General features: G+C 59.8%; 18 protein-coding genes. 5 read left to right on the top strand and 13 right to left on the bottom strand.

Annotation, left to right across the window (positions count from 1 at the left end; translation table 11 throughout):
* Positions 1–142: 142 nt before the first annotated feature.
* Complete coding sequence (locus ACXAC3_RS18775) at positions 143–1,606, top strand: glycosyltransferase family 39 protein (protein WP_475163638.1); 1,464 nt, start codon at positions 143–145, stop codon at positions 1,604–1,606.
* 84 nt (positions 1,607–1,690) lie between these two features.
* On the opposite strand, the gene ACXAC3_RS18770 is transcribed toward ACXAC3_RS18775, so the two are convergent.
* From ACXAC3_RS18770 to ACXAC3_RS18750, 5 genes are all read right to left on the bottom strand, one after another.
* Positions 1,691–3,085: an arylsulfotransferase family protein gene (locus ACXAC3_RS18770; protein WP_475163636.1), complete on the bottom strand. Its 1,395-nt coding sequence runs from the start codon at positions 3,083–3,085 to the stop codon at positions 1,691–1,693.
* 80 nt (positions 3,086–3,165) lie between these two features.
* Complete coding sequence (locus ACXAC3_RS18765; protein WP_475163633.1) at positions 3,166–4,641, bottom strand: hypothetical protein; 1,476 nt, start codon at positions 4,639–4,641, stop codon at positions 3,166–3,168.
* Complete coding sequence (locus tag ACXAC3_RS18760) at positions 4,638–4,859, bottom strand: hypothetical protein (RefSeq protein WP_475163631.1); 222 nt, start codon at positions 4,857–4,859, stop codon at positions 4,638–4,640. Before ACXAC3_RS18760 ends, ACXAC3_RS18765 begins: the two co-directional genes overlap by 4 nt.
* 253 nt (positions 4,860–5,112) lie before the next feature.
* Positions 5,113–6,135, bottom strand: a complete 1,023-nt coding sequence (locus tag ACXAC3_RS18755; protein ID WP_475163630.1) for a ParB/RepB/Spo0J family partition protein — start codon at positions 6,133–6,135, stop codon at positions 5,113–5,115.
* A gap of 77 nt (positions 6,136–6,212) precedes the next feature.
* Positions 6,213–7,625: an AAA family ATPase gene (locus ACXAC3_RS18750; protein WP_475163627.1), complete on the bottom strand. Its 1,413-nt coding sequence runs from the start codon at positions 7,623–7,625 to the stop codon at positions 6,213–6,215.
* 401 nt (positions 7,626–8,026) lie between these two features.
* Here ACXAC3_RS18750 and ACXAC3_RS18745 point away from each other — a divergent pair, with 401 nt between their 5' ends.
* Positions 8,027–9,034, top strand: coding sequence for a replication initiator protein A (locus ACXAC3_RS18745; protein WP_475163625.1), 1,008 nt, complete (start codon positions 8,027–8,029; stop codon positions 9,032–9,034).
* A 109-nt stretch (positions 9,035–9,143) separates the two neighbouring features.
* Here ACXAC3_RS18745 and ACXAC3_RS18740 read toward each other — a convergent pair whose 3' ends face one another.
* The 6 genes from ACXAC3_RS18740 to ACXAC3_RS18715 form a co-directional block, all read right to left on the bottom strand.
* The gene (locus tag ACXAC3_RS18740) at positions 9,144–9,347 is read right to left on the bottom strand and encodes a hypothetical protein (RefSeq protein WP_475163623.1); all 204 of its coding nucleotides are present in this window, start codon (positions 9,345–9,347) and stop codon (positions 9,144–9,146) included.
* Between the two features lie 304 nt (positions 9,348–9,651).
* Positions 9,652–10,008, bottom strand: a complete 357-nt coding sequence (locus ACXAC3_RS18735; protein ID WP_475163620.1) for a DMT family transporter — start codon at positions 10,006–10,008, stop codon at positions 9,652–9,654.
* Between the two features lie 71 nt (positions 10,009–10,079).
* Positions 10,080–11,516, bottom strand: coding sequence for a UbiA family prenyltransferase (locus ACXAC3_RS18730; RefSeq protein ID WP_475163617.1), 1,437 nt, complete (start codon positions 11,514–11,516; stop codon positions 10,080–10,082).
* A gap of 112 nt (positions 11,517–11,628) precedes the next feature.
* Positions 11,629–12,999 (bottom strand): nucleotide sugar dehydrogenase, encoded by a 1,371-nt coding sequence (locus ACXAC3_RS18725; RefSeq protein ID WP_475163612.1) that lies wholly within the window; start codon positions 12,997–12,999, stop codon positions 11,629–11,631.
* Between the two features lie 220 nt (positions 13,000–13,219).
* Entirely contained in the window at positions 13,220–14,395 is a 1,176-nt protein-coding gene (locus tag ACXAC3_RS18720) for a glycosyltransferase family 4 protein (RefSeq protein WP_475163608.1), read from the bottom strand.
* A 46-nt stretch (positions 14,396–14,441) separates the two neighbouring features.
* Positions 14,442–14,630: a hypothetical protein gene (locus ACXAC3_RS18715; RefSeq protein ID WP_475163606.1), complete on the bottom strand. Its 189-nt coding sequence runs from the start codon at positions 14,628–14,630 to the stop codon at positions 14,442–14,444.
* A gap of 123 nt (positions 14,631–14,753) precedes the next feature.
* Here ACXAC3_RS18715 and ACXAC3_RS18710 point away from each other — a divergent pair, with 123 nt between their 5' ends.
* Both ACXAC3_RS18710 and ACXAC3_RS18705 read left to right on the top strand, forming a co-directional pair.
* Complete coding sequence (locus tag ACXAC3_RS18710; RefSeq protein ID WP_475163605.1) at positions 14,754–15,806, top strand: Gfo/Idh/MocA family protein; 1,053 nt, start codon at positions 14,754–14,756, stop codon at positions 15,804–15,806.
* Entirely contained in the window at positions 15,806–16,726 is a 921-nt protein-coding gene (locus ACXAC3_RS18705) for a glycosyltransferase family 2 protein (RefSeq protein WP_475163602.1), read from the top strand. Before ACXAC3_RS18710 ends, ACXAC3_RS18705 begins: the two co-directional genes overlap by 1 nt.
* A gap of 7 nt (positions 16,727–16,733) precedes the next feature.
* Here ACXAC3_RS18705 and ACXAC3_RS18700 read toward each other — a convergent pair whose 3' ends face one another.
* Positions 16,734–17,834 (bottom strand): glycosyltransferase family 4 protein, encoded by a 1,101-nt coding sequence (locus ACXAC3_RS18700; protein WP_475163601.1) that lies wholly within the window; start codon positions 17,832–17,834, stop codon positions 16,734–16,736.
* Between the two features lie 282 nt (positions 17,835–18,116).
* On the opposite strand from ACXAC3_RS18700, the gene ACXAC3_RS18695 reads away from it, so the two are divergent.
* Positions 18,117–19,376: a glycosyltransferase family 4 protein gene (locus tag ACXAC3_RS18695; RefSeq protein ID WP_475163597.1), complete on the top strand. Its 1,260-nt coding sequence runs from the start codon at positions 18,117–18,119 to the stop codon at positions 19,374–19,376.
* A 39-nt stretch (positions 19,377–19,415) separates the two neighbouring features.
* Here ACXAC3_RS18695 and ACXAC3_RS18690 read toward each other — a convergent pair whose 3' ends face one another.
* Positions 19,416–20,387 (bottom strand): NAD-dependent epimerase/dehydratase family protein, encoded by a 972-nt coding sequence (locus ACXAC3_RS18690; RefSeq protein WP_475163592.1) that lies wholly within the window; start codon positions 20,385–20,387, stop codon positions 19,416–19,418.
* Between the last annotated feature and the right edge of the window lie 16 nt (positions 20,388–20,403).

Genomic DNA, 20,403 nt, shown 5'->3' with positions numbered 1-20,403 from the left:
GTACCGTTACAATCGCTTCGACGCGCGCGCCGGGAAAAGGGATAATTGCAATCTCGACACCAGGCATCTGAGCCCGCCCCGCGCAAAGTCGAGTTTTCAATTGGTGCCCGGCATCGGCACTACTGTGACCGGAGAAGCTGAGATGAACCAGGCATCGCCCACCCTTGCCCGCACCGATCTGGCAATTCTTCTGTTCATCCTTCTTCTGGCGACAGTGCTGAGGGCTACCGGCCTGAATGCCCCGTTATGGTACGACGAAATTTGGACCGTCGACACGCATGTCCGCCTTCCCTGGAACGAGATGATGCGCGAATATTCAATGAACCATCACTATTTCTTCAGCATAAAGGCAAAGCTGTTTTCCCAGGTATTCGGAGGTGAAGCGTGGGTATATCGCGCCCCGGCCGTGCTGTTTGGCGTCGGGCTCGTGGGCGCGATCTGGTGGCTGGCAAAAGACGTGGCCGGCATCAGGGTCGCGCATGTTTCGGCCCTTCTTGTGGCTCTTTCCTACCATCAGGTCTGGTTCTCGCAGAACGCCCGGGGATATACCGAACTTGCGTTCTGGAGCACGCTCGGGCTTGTGTTCTTTCTGCGCGGGATACGCCGCCCCACCATAGGTGTCTGGATTGCCTTCGGGCTGACCGCAGCGGCCGCTGTCTTCACGCATCTGACCGGCGCGTTTTTCTTTGTTGCCCTCGGCCTTATCTGGCTGATGTCACTGGCCACGGGCATTGGCCGTGCCCCCCTGACCCGCCAATGGGTGCTGCAGCCGCTGATCGGGGCCGCGATCGGGGCCGTTCTGATCTTTCTGGCCTATCTGCCGATCCTGCCAAGTATCGCAAGCACCGTAGGTCAGGTTTCGGCGTCATCCGCCATTGATCCGATGCAGGTCTATCAGAACCCGGTCTGGACAGTGCTGGAAGGTCTGAGAACGGCGATAGGAAACACCGGAACGCTCTCTCTGGCCGTTGCTCTGTGCGGGCTGGTCGCCATCGGGTTTGGCGCAGCAGATGTGCACTCCAGACAACCTTTGTTTTCCCTGTCCATCCTGATGCATATTGGCGTGGTTCTGATCATTCTCATGTCGCTTGATATGAGGATCTGGCCCCGGTTCTTTTTCGTCGATATCGGCCTGGTCATCATCCTTGCCGTTTCAGGCTGTCGATACGGGGCCGGGCTGATTGCACAGGGCGTCAGGCGGCCCGGCCTTACGCAGCCTCTGTTCGCTGTTTGTGTTGCGGCAATGGTGATTGTGTCCGCATATCTCGTGCAACGAAACTACGTTGCCCCAAAGCAAGACCTGGCCGGAGCCTTTGAGTTCGTAGAGGGCACACGCACCCCCTCCGAGCGGGTCTATGCCATCAATCCCGGCGGCCCGGTCTTTGAAACCCATTTCAACGCCGACTGGCCAACGATCGGTGACAGCGAAAGCTACGCCAAGGCGATGAACCAACCCGGATCCGTGACTTTGGTTGTCTTGTTTCCGGGCCGGATGTTTCGCGCCATTCCCAATCTGGGGGTCGATATCGAAGGGCCGCTGGAACTTATTCATGAATTCCCGGGCACCCTTGGGGATGGAAGGGTTCTTATCTACCGGCGCAAGTGAACCGGGCACCATTTCCCAACACTTGCCTTTGACGTAAGCGCACGGCTTTCAGCGACACTTGCGGTACATTGCGCAATGCGGGCCTCAGCAACCACCGGCTGCGATTGCCTGCAGCGCCTTCTCACCGTGGGACTGCGGCACATAGCGCGACCACCCCAGCCGATAGAACTCACCGTTTTCTGCCTGGTTCACAAAGGTGGCCACGAGCTCGCCCGCTTCACTGATGACGAAAACGCGTCCCCGGTTCGTTTCTTCAAAAACCAGATGCCCGGACGTTGTGAAATCCTGCAAACCCTCTGTCGCCGTCAATGCATCAACGCTTTCCAGCGCCTCGCGAAACGGGCTTTCCACTGAATCGGTGGCAAAGTCATAAATCACGGTCTCGCTGATACCATCCACCCGCGGGCCAAGCCCCCGGTTGAAAGTATTGTTGTTAAAAATCGCAATCCTGTGGTCGTCGAGGATGTCTACGTCATGCTGCGACAGCCAGGGGCCCGCTTTCGACCATACGATCTTCCCGGTTGAGGGACGGTAGAGCGCAACGAGAGACTGGTGGCGAAAACTCAGAAACAAATCACCCTTGCGCCAATACGGTCCGTCGCTCTGGGCCAGTTCGATATCATTCAGGTGCATGGGATCATTGTCATATCCACCCGCCATAAAGAGAAGGTGGCCCAAACCGCTGTTTTCAAAAACCACATCCAGCGCTTCTTCGAAAATGACCTCACCATCCGCATTCACCCGGGCAACAGAGTTGCGGCGAAACTTCGGCCCCATATCTTCGGGGCGATCATTCCAGATATTGCTCGGAATCCAGAAGCCGCCTTCGCCATCGGATGTCGTTGAGTGATGAAACAGATGCCCCTCCTGCACCCATTGGACATCACCACAGGCCGACAGCATGAACAGGGGTGAATCATGATCTTTCAGCAGCATTTCACCCTTCTCGGTCAGATAGGGATGGATATAGCGGAAATAGGCGTTGTTCCATTGATCATACGGGGCCCGCTCCTTGAACTCCTCCGGAAACCGGGCGACCTGAGACAGCAGGGCTTCGGGCTCGGGGGCCCAGGTCTGAAGAACCTCGCCGGTTGCAAGCGACACCATTTCAACCACGTGCTGCGTGAGATCGCCGTCATACCGGCTGAGCAGCAAATACCCGTCCAACCCGCCTGATCCCGCAGGCTGAAGCCAGGTCCAGCCGGCGGCCATATCCATATCAGCCGGCAATTTGGGCCAGATCATCATGGTCGGATCCGGCCGCCCCACCTTTTTCAGCGCCTGACGCGCGTTTTCGGGGGCTTCGGCCAACGCCAGCACCGCCTTGCCGAGGGGGCCAAAATTGGCGCCATCTATTTCGTCCTTTTGGCGCTCCTCATCAAGAACGATGGCACCAAACAGCACCATTCCCAGAAAGGCCGCGACCAAAACCAGCCCCAGAACCCACAACTCAATTTTCTTAAAAAGTAACTTTTCCACTACAGACTTCCATCATGAAACACAGATTCCGGTACACCGCATATATTCACGAGCCGCGACAAAACTGTTTGAAACATAAGTCATCTCACGGCTCGGGTCGCCAAATCCCGGTAGATCGCGGTCGCTTCCCTTATCAGTTCGTCCGAAAACCCCTCTTCGATGCTGACATCGGGTTCGGCGCGAAAATACGGCCTGAAATTCATGTCGCCCGTGCTGATATCCAGCCGCTCGGCAAGCGCGGGAAGCGCCTCGTTCGGGCGGGCGCGCAGGTCGTCCTGCGCCACGATATGGCAGCTGTCGCAATGTTCCGCGACATCCCGGAAAGCCGCGATCCAATAGGCCAGCCAGTAGTTGGGATCGTCAAGCGCATAGCTGTCCAAGGACAGGTGCGGAAATGCCATCGGCTGATGCAGCAGACCAAACTCCAGATGGCCGATATCGCGCATGTAGCGAAGGACAAACTCATCCTCGCTCTGACGCTTCAGAAAGTTCCTGTGCTGGCGCAGAAGCGACCAGGCATGCGCGCCTGGGCTTCTTAATGGAACAACGATTTCACATCCCCGAAAGTAGTCCGGCAAAAGCCGAAGCCGGGCAATATTGGCGTTGTTCTTCGACAGGTAGCGCCGCGAAACCTGTTTGTCTGCCGGTGCCCCGGCCGCGTGCAAATGGCATATCTTCCTGAAATGCGAGTAAAAAAACGCCTGCGCATCTTCCCGGAAATCCGACTGATGCCAAAGATCTATGCGGCCTCCGTCATATTTTTCCGGCCAGAACAGATGCCAGAAGATCTCGTCAAACGCCTCCGGGCTGTCGAGGCCGATCTGTAACCCGTCCCCATGCGCCCGTTCAACCTGTGTGACCTTGCGGTTCAGTATGTTGCCCATGCCGTTCCACAGATAGGGCGCCGAGATGAACGGCATATCCCTGTAGCGATGTGTCGCCAGCCCCTCGACTTCGGACAGGGCATTCAGCAAAGACGTCGTGCCGCCGCGTGCCAGCGATGTAATGAATACCGGCGGCCCGACATCGAAATCCCCGACACGTTTTCTGAAAGCAAAATCATCGACCCTGGCGGTTGTCCGGTGAAATCGCGGGCCCGAAAAGGCCAGCATATGCGCGAACCGGTCGGCGGACCCGTAGGTTCCGGGCGCGCTGGTTTGCTGCGGCGTGTCATCCCCTTTCCGGAACAGAAACCGCCCGACGAGAATGGCCGCCACCGAAACACCGATGATGTAGTCAGGCCGCAGCATCAGCGAAACGATTTGTGCGCTGCTGGCAAGGCCTAATGCCTCGGCTATCAGGACAGGAAGCGCCGCCGCAAGAAGCGCGGCCCCAAATCGCCAGAACACCCGCCATCCGTGCACGATGAGGGACCAGCCGGACCGCCGGACCAGAACCTCCTTGGCATCGTCATCCAGTTCGCTGTCAAGCATGGCCGAGATGCCCTGCATCGCATCATCAGCAAGGCTTTTCGTAACGGCTAGGATGTTCAGGTACCAAAGCCCGTATCCGAAACCGGCAACGGCCAGCAACGAAACGACAAAAGCGATCATCATCGCTGAGCGTCAGCCTCGTCGCCTTTCAGCGCGCCGTTCCGTTTTTTCCGAAGGGCCCGTTTGATGGGGAACCACACGAAACCAACAATGAGGAGAAGCCCCCCAAGAAGAATCGCAATCAGGGTGAAAATAGCTCCTAGCCCAGCTCCCGGGCCGATATAGGCATGGGCTGGTGTTGCCAAAAGCAACAAAAGGGCGGCTTTAATCCAAATACGCATGAACACCTCACTGGTAAAAGTCGGCTGCAACGATCCTTCAATGGCACGACAGTCTGAAAACCTTCGCAAGATGTAGCATCACATCTCAATTAACTCAAAAAAAATAGATCAGAGATGCCGTATATTTATAACGGCCAGCACAGTGCCGTAATACCAGGTGGACTGTTTCTGCCAAGGTCCGGCCCGGGGCGGCAGGTGGCATCGGCCAAATCACTGTGCATGGGCAGTTCCGCGCTGTTTCGCGCGCGAAACATTATCCGGCCCGATCTGTCAGCCAGCCGCGTAATTCCGCCAGGAACGCATCCGAAACGCCCTTTCCGGACAATGTGATCTGTGCACCGTTTCGACTCTGTTTCAGCTGAATGCCACCGATCGATTCCAACTGTGTCCCGGCAGGCTCTGTCTTTGAGGATGCCGGATCGTTCTTCTTCAGCCCCATAAGTGCATGTGTCAGAACCTGGCTTTCCTGTTCCGGGGCGCTGGCCGGGTTTTGCGCCAGTTTCCCGGCCAGTTTCCGGGCCGCCTTCGGGTCGTCTTTCACCAACTTTGCAAGCGACAGGCCCAGCCGCTCGGGGATGGCGGAGGCAAAGCGCAGATGATCGTCCAGCGTGTGATAGATCGCGATGAACGAGCCGATCTTTGACCGCTTGGCCCGGCTGGCTGACGCGAACAGCCCACGCAGGGCAGAGGCCTCATCCGGATACACGCCCTGCTCGGCCGCCCGCGCCACGATCCGGGCGCGCTCGTAATAGCTCAGCCCGACGCGGATCTCGTTTTCTTCGACCATCGCCACATAGGCGTCCGAGGCGCTCTGCGGCTGCCTGAGAAACGCGCGGACGGTTGCAAAGCGCGCCTCGCCGGTTTCCTGCGCCAGCGCCCGCAGCGCGGTCATACGCCGCCACCCCGAGATCAGACCATAACGGCCGTTCTCCAGTTCCACGACCTCGATCGGGGTTTGCTGGCCGCGCGCTTTCAGGCTTTCCCTCAGCGCCTCCATTTCCGCATCATCGGCCGCGATCCGGTCGCGCACCAGATAGGTCTCATCGATGACCTCCAGCGGCAGGTCCTGCACCAGCCGCCCCTCGGCACGGGCCGCGCGCAGTTCCCCGGACAGTTCTTCAAGCGCGGCCTGCGCAGCAGTGGCGCCGGCCACCTGCGCAACCGGGGGCGCGGACCGGAGCGTCTCTGCCGGGAACATGGATTTCACCCCAGAGGCAGAGGCGCCATCCGCCAGGTAATCCGGCCGGGCAGGGGTCAGTCGTTTGCGTTTTGCCATCACTTTCTCCTTTTCCGGCGCGGATCAGACTCTGTTCACGGGCGCAACGGTTGTGTTTCGCGTGCGAAACATCGCACTCAGACCGTCAGTTCCGGCGCCGCTGCCTCTTCGTTCTGCTGGGTCAGCTCTTCGCCCCGCCAAACCCCGATCAGCAGGCGCTTGAACGAGGCATAGGTGGCATCAAAGGTTTCCCGCCCGCGCACATAGGTTTCGCGGTTGAAATCGCGGTAATCCGCCTCGTAGATGCCGTTGACCTGTTCGCCGGCCTGCCCGATCAGCGCGGTGTATCCCTGCCAGTGCGGCGACAGGGTACGGCCCAGATAAGCCTGCATCAGCCCGGCAAGTTCCGCCTGCTGGCTGCCGTCATAGCGGGTGATGACCGTGCGCACCGCATCCCACTGAAAGGTCATCTCGGGGCGTCCCAGCGCGCGGGCGGCCATGTTCTCGCCCTCTTCGATCGACTGGAAGGTGGAATGCAGCATGTCGAAGAACCGGCCGGTGGAATTGAACTCCAGGAACGACGCGCCCATGGGCACCAGCAGAATGTCCGAAGCCGCCAGCCCGTTGATTGTCAGATATCCCAATGCGGGCGGTGTATCGATGAAGATGATGTCATACTGATCCAGCATGCCATCCTCTTCCAGCGTGTCCGTCAGCGCATCCCACAGCTTCCAGCTGCGCCCCTGCATGCGCCAGACCGGGATCTGGAACTCGGCCCAGTACAGGTTCAGCTGGGCACCGATCAGGTCGATATTCGGCCAATGGGTTGTCTGGATCAGGTCGCCGCTGCGCACCTTCAGCGCTTCGGAAAGCGTATCATCGATCGGGTGAGGGGCCTCGCCCCGGTCCAGCCGCCCCTGATTGTCGCGGCGCAGATGCGTGGCATAGTGGCGGGCAAGCAGAGGGAACACGGTCTGCCATTCATCCGTCACCTTGCCGCCGAAGATCGAGGTCATCGACCCCTGACTGTCCAGATCGATGACCAGAACCTTGTAGCCGTCCAATGCCGCCGACATGGCCAGATGGGCGCAGGTCGATGTCTTGCCAACGCCGCCCTTGAAATTCGCCACCGAGACGATCTTGGCCGGCAGCCCCTTGGGGCGATAGGGGCGGTACTCCTTAGCCTTGGACCCTTCCGAGGCGAAATGCAGACGCAGGCGCAGAACCTCGTCCAGCGTAAACCATTTGGCGCCGCCTTCGGTTTCCGACTGGCCTTGTGGCAAATCCGGGTTGCTTTTCAGGACCCGGCGAAAATGGGCAGGGGCCACGGGGATCAGATATTTGGTGATTTCCCAGGTCGAAAACAGCCGCAGCTTTTTCTGACCGTTCTCTTCCAGACCCCGGCTCGCCAGGTCCGCGCGACCCCGGGCACAGGCATCCGCAATTTCTGAGAAATCATGTGTGCCGGTGGGATCGCCCAGCTCTTCATAAGCCAGATCCGGGTCTATATTGAAATACGGAGGGAGCCCCTCTGATGTGCCTGCTCGCATTGAAATGCTGCCCGTGTGCTGTGTTTTCCTCAATATACCACAAAAGGCAGCATATGAAAGCATTATGAGCACAAAGCCGGATTTTCTAAGCAAAAATAAAGGGTAGGGGCCGGTTGAGAGGTGGTATTTTGGCGCGCTGCAAAAAATTGTTCAGTTAGAATCCTGTTATCTTATTAGTTACGGCATTCAATCGTTCCTACTAAGCTCAAGAAAAAAAACAGGTTTTTGCGATTTCTGATCTCCAGAGTGAATCTGATCCCACGAAACGGTGACTCTGAACCCACGTTGGACTGACTCTGAACCCACGTTCCGGCGGCTTTACGCCTCCTGTGGATAACTTTACGGTGGGCGTCAATAAAACCACGAACGAAGATTCGGGCAGGATATATGGGCAGGGCAGTATGAGCGGGGCAGGGGCGTTGTTGCCTGACCGGCATCCAACCGGCGATTTTTTTGTCTGCGATATTTTTGATGCGCTGCCCAAGAATGATCTTGGGTCGATGGAGCATCCGATGTTTTCGCTGTCGACCCGACCGGACCGGCGGATTCTGAATTACGAACATAACGGGGTCGAGATCACGGTGACGCCGTCGGTGCGTGGTCTGGCGACGATCCACGACAAGGACATCCTGATCTTCTGCATCAGTCAGCTGATGGCGGCGATCAACGCGGGCCGGACCGTCAGCCAGGTGCTGCATCTGACGGCGCATGATCTGATGGTGGCCACCAACCGTGAGACCAGCGGCGACGGCTACAAGCGCCTGCGCGAAGCGTTCGAGAGGCTGGCCGGTACAAGGATCACCACCAACATCGTCACCGGTGAGAAAGAGACCACCACCGGATTCGGCCTGATCGAAAGCTGGGAGATTGTGCGCCGCACCCGGGCAGGCCGGATGGTCAGCGTCAGCGTGAAACTGTCGGACTGGCTGTTCCGTGCGGTGCTGGCCAAATCGGTGCTGACCCTCAGCCGGGACTATTTCCGTCTGCGCAAGCCGCTGGAGCGGCGGATCTATGAGCTGGCACGCAAACATTGCGGGCGTCAGCCGGAATGGCGGATTTCGGTCGAGGTGCTGCTGAAGAAATCGGGCTCGGCCTCACCCCGGCGGGTGTTCCGGAAAATGATCCGCGACATGATCGCAGCCGATCACCTTCCCGATTACGAGATGACCGAAGAGGCGGGCGACCTGATCCGGTTCTCGCGCCGCGGTCAGGTGGTCGAGGGGCCGGACAAGCCGGTCCTGCCGCCGGACGCTCTGGAAGAGGCCAGGGCGATGGCGCCGGGGCGGGACGTCTATGCGCTGGAGGCGGACTGGCTGGCCTATTGGGCGGCGTCGGGCCGCCCACAGATCAGAAACCCGCAGCGGGCGTTTCTTGGATATGTGGCCAAGAGGGTCGCCGGACGGGATTAAAGCGCATTGCGGTTGATCAGATCATGATCGGAATGCGTAGCCTTTCCCTTCGGTCGGACACGCATTTTGGTGAAATGGTCTCAGGCAAAACCCGGAACGTTTCAGACACTCAGTTGGAATAGGCGTGATTTTGTTTCCCGGCCCGTATCTTTATCACTTTCACCGCGACGGTAACGGTGATGGCCGCCAAAATGAACATCCAGCCGAACAGGACATAAGCCCCCAGTGCCGTCAGGATGGAAGAACCGGAATACAAAGTGATCCCGCCAGCGCTCAGGCCGACCAGGATTGCTGCTCCGATAATTCCCATCATATTCTCCGGTCCTCCGGTTTTGGCCGTGGTCTGAATACAACCTAAGGTAGGCGATAGTCTATGCCATGGCTAGATGCCTAATACCAATTCCGTAGCGGAATCATGGCAAAACTTTGGATCACCTTAGGTTAAAATTTGATTATTTTTACCTGACGGGGCTTTAGCCCCACTACTCGTTCGACACTGCATTTGTTTTGAAGCCTGAGAAAGCCTGAACGCAGTGTTCTTCAATTTTCGCACGAAAGCAATAAAGGACGGCAAGCCCTGTGGCAAACGTGCAAAGAGCCGCCTGCCGGGGCGTTTTTCAGGTTGGTTTGACCTGGGAAAGAAGGATCACACCAGCGATGACCAGCCCGATTCCTGCAATTTTCTGAAAGCTGAGCGTTTCGGAAAACAGGAAATAGCCCACGATCAGAATGCCGACCATCGCCAGGCCCGTGACCGCCGGATACGCGATGCTCAGCTCGATACCGCGGATGGCCACGGTGAAGCTGCTCAGAAGCAGCAGGCCGCTCACCAGCCCGGCCCATGCCCATGGCGAAAGCATGAAGGCGCGCATGTCAAACGCGCCCGTAAACTGCTGCACCGCCAGTTTGAACGACACATTGGTGCAAATATTCGCACACACGGCGAACAGCAGGGCGGACCAGTAGAATGACATATTTCTCTCCTTCGTTTCAGGTCTGCGGGGAACACCTGTGTTGTGATATTGGCAGCAGCTTCATGGCTTCATCAAAGGGTCAGGTATTTGGCGGCTATGGTCGTCAGTATGAAGCCTGCGCCTATCAAACGGCTTATCCGGTCCCGCAATGCGAACAGAACCGGATCGTCGGAAATGTAGCCGCGCCGGGCTCCGACCCAGATCCGGTTTCCCCAGTAGAGCAGCAGAAGGCACAATAGCCAAAGGATATCCGGTGAGTTGTACAGGCTCCGCACGTCGGGGCTGTTGATATAAAGCGCCAGAATGACCACGGCCGCCGTGATGTTGGACACGCCGAGGCTGAACATGGTCTCGCTGTCAGCATGCGAATAGTCGCGGCCCCGCACATTGGTATCATTTGCCGGCGCGGCGGCCACTTCGATATAGCGTTTGAGATACCCGAGGCTGACAAAGACGAACATTGAAAAGGCCAGAAGCCACGAGGACAGAACGATACCCGTGGCCGTAGCCCCGGCAATGACACGCAGAGTGTAAAGCGATGCCAGTACCATGACATCCGCGGTTGCAATCTGCTTCAGCCAAAAAGAATAGCTCATGGTGATGACGAGATATGCGATCAGCACCATCGTGAAAGCGGCCGGCAGAAAGATCAGGGACGGGATAAAGGCCGCCATGGGCAGTGCGACAGCTCCCACGACACCTGCATGCAATGACAGGTCCCCTGCGGGCAAAGGGCGAAACCGCTTGCTTGCGTGCTCGCGGTCCGCAGGCAGGTCTACCAGATCGTTCAGGAAGTACACGCCCGATGCACAGAGGCTGAAACAGACGAAAGCCAGCAGGGCCGCAAGAAGCCCTGAAAACGGCAGGGCCTCCTGAGACGTGAAGAGTGGCACGAAGATCAGCGCATTCTTGGCATATTGATGCGGGCGCATTGATCTGAGGAAGGCGCGCCACTGGGGCGGGCGCGAGCGGATGACCTTCTCAGCGGTTCCGGCGGCTTGCGCGGTTGCCACTTCGGGCGCCGGAGCGTTGACGAATATGCCCGACCCGGCGGCGGCCCAGATCGGGCTGTCCGCCGTGCTGTCGCCGGCATAAGTAAACGCGTCGCTACCGCTTTCGTCGCGGATCGCAGCCAGTTTGTTGGAGCCTTTCAGGTTTCGGTCGGTGTCGGTGGCCAGGACAGAGTTGAATATCCCCAGATGCGCGGCGACTTTCTCGGCGTATATGCGATGAGAAGCCGTCGCCAGGACCAGATGCCTGCCGTGTTCCTTTTGCAGTTTCAGATAGTCAAGCAGCGGAGCTTCGAACGGCAGCGCCTCGGCCCTGATCCCGACCTGTTTGGCAATCTGTTCCTTCGCAAAGGGGATGCCCCGCAACAGCCACATGAAGAAGGGAAAGATGTTGAAGGGATTTCGTCTCAGAAACTGCAGGATCGCTTCGACAAAAAGGTCCGTTCTGACCAACGTTCCGTCTAGGTCGACAAAGATTTTTCCCGGTTTGTCACTCATTACAGGTGTTCTTCTTTCAATTTTCACGCACTTGGAAGCGAACCTGCCGTTGATGCTATGCCATGGCGTGTAAAAGTGGGAGACACCGTTCTGAGAAGAGGGGTGGCATGGCTCACATCTTCATCAGTCGCCCGTCCGCCACCTGGATCCCGCGCTTTTCAAAGATATTGCGTGTGTCGAAAATCAATGCCGCCTCGCGCGCGACCAGATCGTAATCCGGCGCGCTGTGATCGGTGATGACGGCCACCGCGGCATAGCGTTTCAGGTTTTCCGCCGTCAGTGGTTCGGACGTGCGCCCGGCCAGTTGCGGGAATTCGCCGCCTTCGGGCAGGCGGGGGAAATACGGGTCGTGGTAGTCCACCTCGGCGCCCAGCTTTTCCAGCTCATCCAGCAGCACCAGGGCCGGGCTGCGGCGGGTGTCTTCGACGTCGCGCTTATAGGCAATGCCCATCAGCAAAATGCGCTGACCGGTCAGCGGCTGCCCGGTGTCCGCCATGGCCGAGCCGTTGCGCGCGGTCAGTTCCGCCGCCATCCGCGCGGCCAGCATCGACGGCACGGCGTCGTTGCTGGAGCGGGCCAGATTGATGATCGGGGTGTCAGACCCCGCATCTGCTGCGCGCCAGGCCAGATAGGCGGGTGACACCGGGATGCAGGCCCCGCCAATGCCGGGACCGGGATAGAAGGGCATGAAGCCAAAGGGCTTGGTGGCGGCCGCCTCGATCACCTCCCAGACATCGACATCCATCGCCTCAAGCGCGGTTTTCAGTTCGTTGACCAGCGCGATATTGACGGTGCGAAAGCTGTTCTCGACCAGTTTCACCGCCTCGGCCGTGGCCGCCGAGCTGACCGGTACCGCGCGGGTGACGATGGCGCGATAGAAATCCTCGACCAGTTGCCGGGACAGAGCATCGTCGGCACCCACCACCTTGGGGATACTGTGCGTGTCGAACTTATCATTGCCGGGGTCTTCGCGCTCGGGCGAAAAGGCCAGGAAGAAATCAAAGCCGGCGCGCAGACCGCCGGCTTCGAGAATGGGCTGAACAAGGGTTGTCGTGGCGCCGGGCCAGACGCTGCTTTCCAGTACCACCATCTGACCGGGGCGCAGGTGCTGTGCGATGGTTTCGGACGCGGCGGTTACAAAGCGCATGTCCGGATCTTGTGCATCGGTCAGCGGGGTCGGCACGCAGATCAGCACGATATCGGCCTCGGCCAGCGCGGCGGCGTCCTCTGTCGCACGGAATCTGCCGCTGTCCACCGCCTGCGCGATCCGGTCCGGTGCAAGGTAAGAGATGACCTGATCACCCTGATTGATCCGCGCCACCCGGTCGGAGTTGAGGTCAACGCCGATGGTGTCGAACCCTTCGTCATAGGCGGTCAGCGCCAGTGGCAGACCAACATAACCCAGCCCCACAACAGCGACCCGCGCGTCGCGTTGCGCGATAAGCTGTTTGAGGGTCTGATGGTGTGAAATTTCGTAGTTCATAATCAATCCTGATGGTACAAAGTCACACTGAAAACAACGCGCGGTGCCGCGGCCGGAAAATCCGGCCCTTTCCACGGATAGGGCGGATTGGGTCCGAATCCAACAATTTTGTCAGCACTGTTCGAGGCTGCAGTGCGATGTTTCCCAAATGGGTGCAATTTGCGGATGTCCGCAGAATTGTGGAGAAAATCGCTAAAAAGATGATCGGGCCGAATTTTTGCTAATTTGCGCCCAAAGCCCGCCGAAACGACGTTTCGGCCAGGTCCGCGCCTTTGTCCCAGCTGAATTTCGAAGCCTGCGCCAGCGCCCTTTGCGTCAGCGCCTTTTGCAGACCGGGTTCGGTCAGCAGACGGATGGTCTGATCCGCCAGCGCCTGGCTGGACAGTGGATCGAAATAAAGCCCTCCATCGCCTACCACCTCAGGCAGGCTGCCGCGATCCGAGGACAGAACGGGCGTGCCGCAGGACATCGCCTCAAGCGCCGGCAGTCCAAACCCTTCCCAGAGCGAGGGAAAGACCAGCGCGTCGGCCGTATTGAGCAGGGCGGCCAGGTCCGGGTCGTCGATTTCGCCGGTGAACAGGATGCTTTCGGACCGGGCTGCGTCAGCGGCGGCGCTGGCCTTGAGGTCTTCGATATTGTCCCAGAACCGCGCGCCTGTCGTACGCCCGACGATGGCCAGACGCGCATCCGGCACTTTTGCCAGAATCTGAGGCATGGCTTCGATCAGGCGCAGCACATTCTTGTGCCGGTTGAACCCGCCCAGATAGACCAGAAGTGGCGCGTCGGCCGGGATGCCATAAGCCTGCCGGGCCTGAATTAGAGCCTGATTTTCGTGAAGAGGCCGAAAGACGCCTTCGGCCCCTTCGGTGATCGTGTCGATCCGGTCGCGGGGGATGCGCAGGATGCGCATCAGGTCGTTTGCCGAGGCATCCGAAATCGTCATCACCCGGGTTGCCTGCATCTTGGCCAGCCAGCATTTCGCCTGCCACAGCCGGAAATTCAGGCGTTTGGGAAAGATCAGATCGGGAAACCGCTCGGGGATCGTGTCGTGATAACACACCACTGTCGGGCGCCGCGCGGGCAGCGGGAAATAAGAGTAGACCGCCGGGTAAAAGAACACGTCGCAGTCGATGCGCCGGGCCGCTTTGGCCATTGTCAGCAGATCCGCCCCGCCGCGCGCCTTGGCCCCCGACGAGGCCTCGGACATCGACATTTCAGACCCTGCAACGAGGGTTTTGACACCCTCGGGCACAGGCCGCGTCGGTTCCTGATCGAACAACAGCGTATAGCGGAACCCGGTATCGCGGGCGGCCAGTGCGGCGATCAGATTGCGGGTGAACCGGCCAAAGCCGCGTTCGTTTTCCCAAGGCGTGGCGTCAACGGCGATATGGATCAAATCTCTTTACCCCTGAAATGATGGGGTAACTTTATATACAGTCCCATTATTTTCCATAGCGGGCTTGTAAATAGGCACGGGTGGCGGCCAGTCCGGCCTGCAGGCCGTGGCTGGGGGCATAGCCCGGACGGGCATGTGCATGATCAATCCGGCAGTGCCCCTTGGCCGAGAACAGCTCAGGCATATAGCGGTCGGGATGCATCTCGTGTTGCGCAGGCAGCCGCCGTTTCGGCAAGCGTTATCTTTCAGAAACCTAGCGTGGCGGCAGAGCCTATGCTACTCCGCTTGCAGGTGAATTGTTGTTAGAGATGCCGGATGTAGCCCTGTTGCGCACCCGCGATTGTTAATGAGGAATTGAATGAAGATCGGCGTGATTGGGGCGGCCGGAAAGATCGGCCAGATGCGGGTTCAGAACATTCACGAGTCTCCTGACGCCGAATTGGCGGCGGCCCTGGATCTGGAGTTTCACCGCGCCGTGGCCGTGGCGGACGGCGCGCCGGCCTTTACCGATCTCGACCGGTTCTTTGCCACCCCGATGGATGCGGTGGTGATCTCAACCCCCGCGCATGTGCGCGAACCGCTGTGCCTGCGCGCCTTTGACGAAGGGTTGCATGTGCTGACCGAAAAGCCGCTGGCCCCGACGGTCGAAGGCGCAAGGCGGATCGTGGAGGCCGCGAAACAGGCGGGCAAGGCCCTGGGGGCCGGGTTCAACATGCGCTACTACCCGTCCTTCGCGCATGTCAAAGAGGTCGCGACATCCGGCGAGATCGGAGAGATCGACCATGTCCGCGTCTATGGCGGCCATGACGGGTTGGGCCATTTCACCCATGACTGGGAATATCAGGCTGAATTCTCGGGCGGCGGTGCCCTGTGGGATGTGGGCATCCACATGACCGACATGGCGCGCTTCATTCTGGGCGAGATCACCAGCGTTTACGGCGTGGCCACCAACACGGTTTGGAACGTGCCGGAGTCCGAGGATAACGCGGTGGCGATCTTCAAAAACCCCGATGGCATTCCGGCGATCTATCAGGCCTGCTGGAATGACTGGAAAGGCTATCAGAGCGTGATCGAGGTCTACGGCTCGCGCGGCATGGTGCGCGGGGCCTATGCGCCGATGCAGAATATGGTGATCACCATGGACAAGCCGGGTGGGGCGCCCAAACGGGTGCGCAAATTTTACCCGGAAATCATGGTGCGCGAGAAACTGAAATCCTGGAAATCGACGGCCCTTCTGTCCTTTGGCGCGGAGCTGGCCGATTTCATCCGCCTGACCCGGGGTGAAACCGGTCTGAATTGCGCCGATGGCCATGCAGGTCTGCGCGCGGTCGAGATCGCGGCGGCCGTGCCGGAAAGCACGCGCAGCGGCCAGCCGGTCATTCTGGACAATCTTGGGGACATGACAATCTGATGAGCAGTGATCCGACCCTTTCCATCGTTCTGACCATCGTGCAAGGCGGCAGCTATGTGCGGGATTTCCTTGAAGCGGTGCGCAGTTTCGACGACCCGCCGCCGCTGGATGTGATCATTCCCTATGACGCCAGCGTCGCGGATGTTGCGCAATATGCCGAGGATTACCCCGAGGTGCGGTTTCTGGATCTTGGCGTCATCGACCCTATCCGCCCGATCACGTCCGAGGCGGGCAAGCACGAGCTTTATGACCGCCGCCGCTCGGCCGGGCTGGCTGCGGCTACGGGCGACATCATCGGCATTCTCGAAGACCGCGGCCTGCCACAATCCGACTGGGCGCGTACTATCGTGCGGCTTTATGCGGAGACCGGCAAGAACGTGATTGGCGGCGCGATTGAATGCATGGAGCCGGTCAGCCCGCTGAACTGGGCCTTTTACGTCACCGATTTCGGCCGCTACGGACGACCGTTCGAGACCGGCCCGGCCGACTGGGTTTCAGACGTGAACTTGACCTATAGCCGCAAGGCGCTGGATGAGACCCAGCATCTGTGGAAGGACCGCTATCACGAACCGATCGTCCACTGGCACCTGATCGAACAGGGCGAGGACCTATGGCTGTCGAACGAAGTGGTTGTGCACCACCACCGGCCCAAGGCGACCTTCCGGGAATTGCTGCCCGAACGGTTCGACTGGGGCCGCCTGTTCGGTGAAATCCGGGTGCGCAATCAAAGCAACGCAAAGCGCCTGATGCTGATCCTGGCCGGTCCGCTGATCCCGCCGCTGCTCTGGGTGCGCCACTACAAGCTGCAGGCCAGCAAGGGGCGGGGAATGCGCTATCTCAAGGCACTGCCCTATGTCATGCTGCTGTCGACGGCTTGGACGCTGGGCGAGGTCTGGGGCTATATCACCAAACGCCCCTGATCTGCGGTTACTTTTGGCGGCCTGCCAGATCGTAATAGGTCTTTTCGAATTGCCGGTGCACCCAATCCGGGTCGAACCGGTCTTCACGGCTGCGTTTCAGGGCGTTTTCCGCCAGTGTTTGCCGGCGTCCTTCATCTGACAGGACATCTGCGACGGCTGCGCAGATCGCGTCGATATCACCGATGGGGACCACCGCGCCGACACTGTCATCAATCAGTTCGACCACGCCGGAACAGGCGGTGGCAACGGCGGGGGTTCCGGCCTGAAACGCCTCGGCGATGGTGAAGGGCAGGGCCTCCCAGCGCGAGGTCAGCAGGAACAGTTCTGCCGCGCGCAGATGCCGGATCGGTTTGTCGGTGCGGCCAATGAAACGCAGGTGCTTGCCGAGGCCCTTTTCCTGCGCCAGCGCATGTAGCTGTGCTTCGTCCGGTCCGTCACCTGCAACGATGAAACGGTAACCCGGATGGGTCTCTTTCATTCGCGCGACGCAGTCGATCAGGATGTCGATCCCTTTTTGCGGCAGCAGGCGGGCCAGCGTGACAATCACCCTGTCGCCATCCCCAAGCAGCTCGGCGCGCAGGCTGGCAATGTCTTCTGTACTGTCTTGGGGTGGGGGTGTGACGCCCAGCCCAATGACCTTCAGCTTGTCCTGCGGCACATTGCCGATCGTGGCCAGGTCTTCGGCCGATCGGTGGCTGGGTGTGATCACCAGATCGCATTTCGCGGCAATCCGGCCAAAGGCGGCAATCCGTTCGGGTTCGGACCCGTGATAGGTGACAGCGACGGGAATGCGCCGCCCGGTGCGGGCCAGATTGGCGACCAGAGCGGGGGCGGATTCATGGCAATGAATCAGATCGGCGGGATTGGCCGCCAGCCAGCGCCGCAACCGCCAGACGGCGCCGGCGGTATGGCGCAAACGATTGGCGATGCTGCCACCGTCACCCGCGACATAGCGGGTGGGCAGATCCAGGAAATCCGGTTGCTGCTCCGGTCCGGCCCAGATATCGGCGGTGCCGGCCAGGGTGACGCGATGATTTCGGGCCTGCAGCCAATCGCTCAGGCCCAGGATGTGCCGGGTGATGCCGCCCATGCCGAACTGGGTGCCCATCTCGACGACATGAAGGGGGTTTGAAGGCGGGGCGTTCTGCATCTTATGTGGGTTTGGGCCAAATTTCTCAACAATCGCGCGATCATAACACGCGCTTGGTATTTGCCCATGTCATGATGACGGGCCCCCGCAGCCTGCCGGCATCTGCAGCATGTCCGCAACACCGGGTATGAACCGGGGGGCCGTGAGGCTTCGGTCTTTCGATTGTTGCAGAGATCGTATTTCATGCCGGACAGTCATTAGTAGCCCGGTACGATCCGCATGCAGTCTTTGCGCATTTTGATGTTCACCACATTTTATCCGCCTTATTCCTTTGGGGGTGACGCCGTGGGCATTCAGCGCATGGCCCGGGCGCTGGTGGCGCGGGGGCATGACGTGACGGTGGTGCATGACGAAGACAGCTATCTGATCCTCGGCGGCAAGCCCCAGCCCGAAGGCGCACCGGACGGGGTGCGGCGGATCGGGCTGCGCAGCCGCAATGGCATGATGTCGAACCTGCTGACCCAACAGCTGGGCCGACCCGTCGTACATGCCGCCCGCATCCGCGAGATACTGGCCGAGCGGCAACCGGACATCCTCTGGCACAACAACACCTCGCTGATCGGCGGGCCCGGCCTGCTGCCGATGGGCGAAGGGCTGAAGGTTTATGAGGCGCATGAGCACTGGCTGGTCTGCCCCACCCATGTTCTGTGGCGGCACGGGCGCGAGCTGTGCGATGACCGCCAATGCTTGCGCTGCGTGCTGAGCTACAGGCGTCCACCGCAGCTCTGGCGTTATACGGGGGCGCTGGACCGGGCGCTGGATCATATGGATCTGATCATCGCCAAAAGTGAATTCAGCCGCGCCAAGCATCGCGAATTCGGCCTGCGTCAGGAGATGCAGGTGCTGCCCTATTTCCTGCCCGATCTCGATCAGACGGCCCTGCCGGAACCGGCCGCGCATGAGCGGCCTTATTTCCTGTTTGTCGGACGGCTGGAAAAGATCAAAGGGTTGCAGGACGTGTTCCCGGCCTTTGACCGTTATCCGGATGCCGATCTGCTGATCCTCGGCGATGGCGATTACGCGGATGAGCTGAAGAAACAGGCCGCAGGCAATGACCGGATCAAATTCCTGGGCCGCAAAACGCTGGAAGAGCTCAACGCCTATTACCGTGGGGCCATCGGGCTGATCGTGCCATCCGTGTGTTACGAAACCTTCGGCATCATCCTGATCGAAAGCTTCCGGCTGGGGACGCCGGTGATCGCCCGCCGGCTGGGACCCTTCCCCGAAATCGTGGAAAGGGCCGGGGGCGGATCGCTGTTTGAGACCGAAGACGATCTGATTGCGGCGATGCGCGATTTGCAACATCAGCCCGACCGGCGCGCAGGGCAGGGCGCCGCCGCGCGCACGGCGTTTCAGGAAATCTGGCACGAGACCGCGGTGCTGGAGGCATATGGGGCCGCGCTGGCCCGTGCGGCGCATGACAAAGGCGACCGCAGGCTGGCCACGGCGCTGGAGGCGGGGGCGTTTGAAAGCGGCGCGGCGGGGACCTCGTCTGCGTGACGACGTTTCAGGGTCCTGGCTGCGCCGGAAGACAGACGCTCATGCAGAAACCGGGTGCTTCATCTCGGCGACAATGTCGTCGATAATCTGCTGCAACGGGCGCATCGGGCGGAACCCGGTGACACGTTCCAGCTTTGAGACATCGGGCAGGCGGCGCTGCATGTCCTCGAACCCTTCGGGATAGACCGTATCATACGGCACGCATTGGATTTCCGAGGCAGAGCCGGTCGTCCGGATAACCTGCTCGGCCAGTGCGCGGATCGTGACCTCCTGATCGGTGCCGACATTGAAGACGTCGCCACGCGCGTCCGGAAGGGTCATCAGCCGGCACATGGCTTCGACCACATCCGCCACATGGCCGAAACAGCGTGACTGCTCGCCGGTGCCGTGCACCATCAGCGGCGCGCCTTCCAGCGCGGCTTTCACGAAATTAGGCAGCACCATGCCATAGCGCCCGGTTTGCCGCGGGCCGGTAGTGTTGAAGAACCGCAGAACCGTGACCGGCAGACCGGATTCCCGCGCATGGGCCAGCGCCAGAAACTCGTCCAGCGTCTTGGCGCAGGCATAGGACCAGCGCAGGTTGCGGGTGGCGCCGATGGTCAGATCGCCCTCTTCCTGAAACGGGAAATTCGTGCTTTTGCCATAGACCTCGGAACTTGAGGCGATGAAGGTGTGCGTCTTGTCCAACAGCGCGGCATCCAGCACATTCTCGGTCCCTGCCACATTGGTCAGGATCGATCGGCTGGGTTCGTCCATGATCAGCTTGACCCCAACGGCCGCTGCCAGATGGAATACCACATCCGCCGGGCCGACCAGTTCGGCGACCAGCTGACGGTCAAGGATGCTGCCTTTGACAAAGGTGAAATCCGGGTGGTCCGCGACAGCGCCAAGGTTGGATATCAACCCGGTCGACAGATCATCAAGAACAGTGACGATATGGCCATCCCCGATCAGCCGTTCCGTTAAATGGGAGCCTATGAACCCGGCGCCGCCGGTAATCAGAATATGCATTTGTTTGTACCAGTCA

The organism is Ruegeria sp. ABV4_181 (assembly GCF_056158465.1).
This window is presented reverse-complemented; position numbering and strand designations above follow the sequence as displayed.

Excerpts from the sequence above, each read along its gene's own strand:
- ACXAC3_RS18775 (WP_475163638.1), top strand. The coding sequence starts at position 143 with ATGAACCAGGCATCGCCCACCCTTGCCCGCACCGATCTGGCAATTCTT.
- ACXAC3_RS18765 (WP_475163633.1), bottom strand. The coding sequence starts at position 4,641 with ATGATGATCGCTTTTGTCGTTTCGTTGCTGGCCGTTGCCGGTTTCGGA.
- ACXAC3_RS18760 (WP_475163631.1), bottom strand. The coding sequence starts at position 4,859 with ATGCGTATTTGGATTAAAGCCGCCCTTTTGTTGCTTTTGGCAACACCA.
- ACXAC3_RS18755 (WP_475163630.1), bottom strand. The coding sequence starts at position 6,135 with ATGGCAAAACGCAAACGACTGACCCCTGCCCGGCCGGATTACCTGGCG.
- ACXAC3_RS18750 (WP_475163627.1), bottom strand. The coding sequence starts at position 7,625 with ATGCGAGCAGGCACATCAGAGGGGCTCCCTCCGTATTTCAATATAGAC.
- ACXAC3_RS18745 (WP_475163625.1), top strand. The coding sequence starts at position 8,027 with ATGAGCGGGGCAGGGGCGTTGTTGCCTGACCGGCATCCAACCGGCGAT.
- ACXAC3_RS18740 (WP_475163623.1), bottom strand. The coding sequence starts at position 9,347 with ATGATGGGAATTATCGGAGCAGCAATCCTGGTCGGCCTGAGCGCTGGC.
- ACXAC3_RS18735 (WP_475163620.1), bottom strand. The coding sequence starts at position 10,008 with ATGTCATTCTACTGGTCCGCCCTGCTGTTCGCCGTGTGTGCGAATATT.
- ACXAC3_RS18730 (WP_475163617.1), bottom strand. The coding sequence starts at position 11,516 with ATGAGTGACAAACCGGGAAAAATCTTTGTCGACCTAGACGGAACGTTG.
- ACXAC3_RS18725 (WP_475163612.1), bottom strand. The coding sequence starts at position 12,999 with ATGAACTACGAAATTTCACACCATCAGACCCTCAAACAGCTTATCGCG.
- ACXAC3_RS18710 (WP_475163605.1), top strand. The coding sequence starts at position 14,754 with ATGAAGATCGGCGTGATTGGGGCGGCCGGAAAGATCGGCCAGATGCGG.
- ACXAC3_RS18705 (WP_475163602.1), top strand. The coding sequence starts at position 15,806 with ATGAGCAGTGATCCGACCCTTTCCATCGTTCTGACCATCGTGCAAGGC.
- ACXAC3_RS18700 (WP_475163601.1), bottom strand. The coding sequence starts at position 17,834 with ATGGGCACCCAGTTCGGCATGGGCGGCATCACCCGGCACATCCTGGGC.
- ACXAC3_RS18695 (WP_475163597.1), top strand. The coding sequence starts at position 18,117 with ATGTTCACCACATTTTATCCGCCTTATTCCTTTGGGGGTGACGCCGTG.
- ACXAC3_RS18690 (WP_475163592.1), bottom strand. The coding sequence starts at position 20,387 with ATGCATATTCTGATTACCGGCGGCGCCGGGTTCATAGGCTCCCATTTA.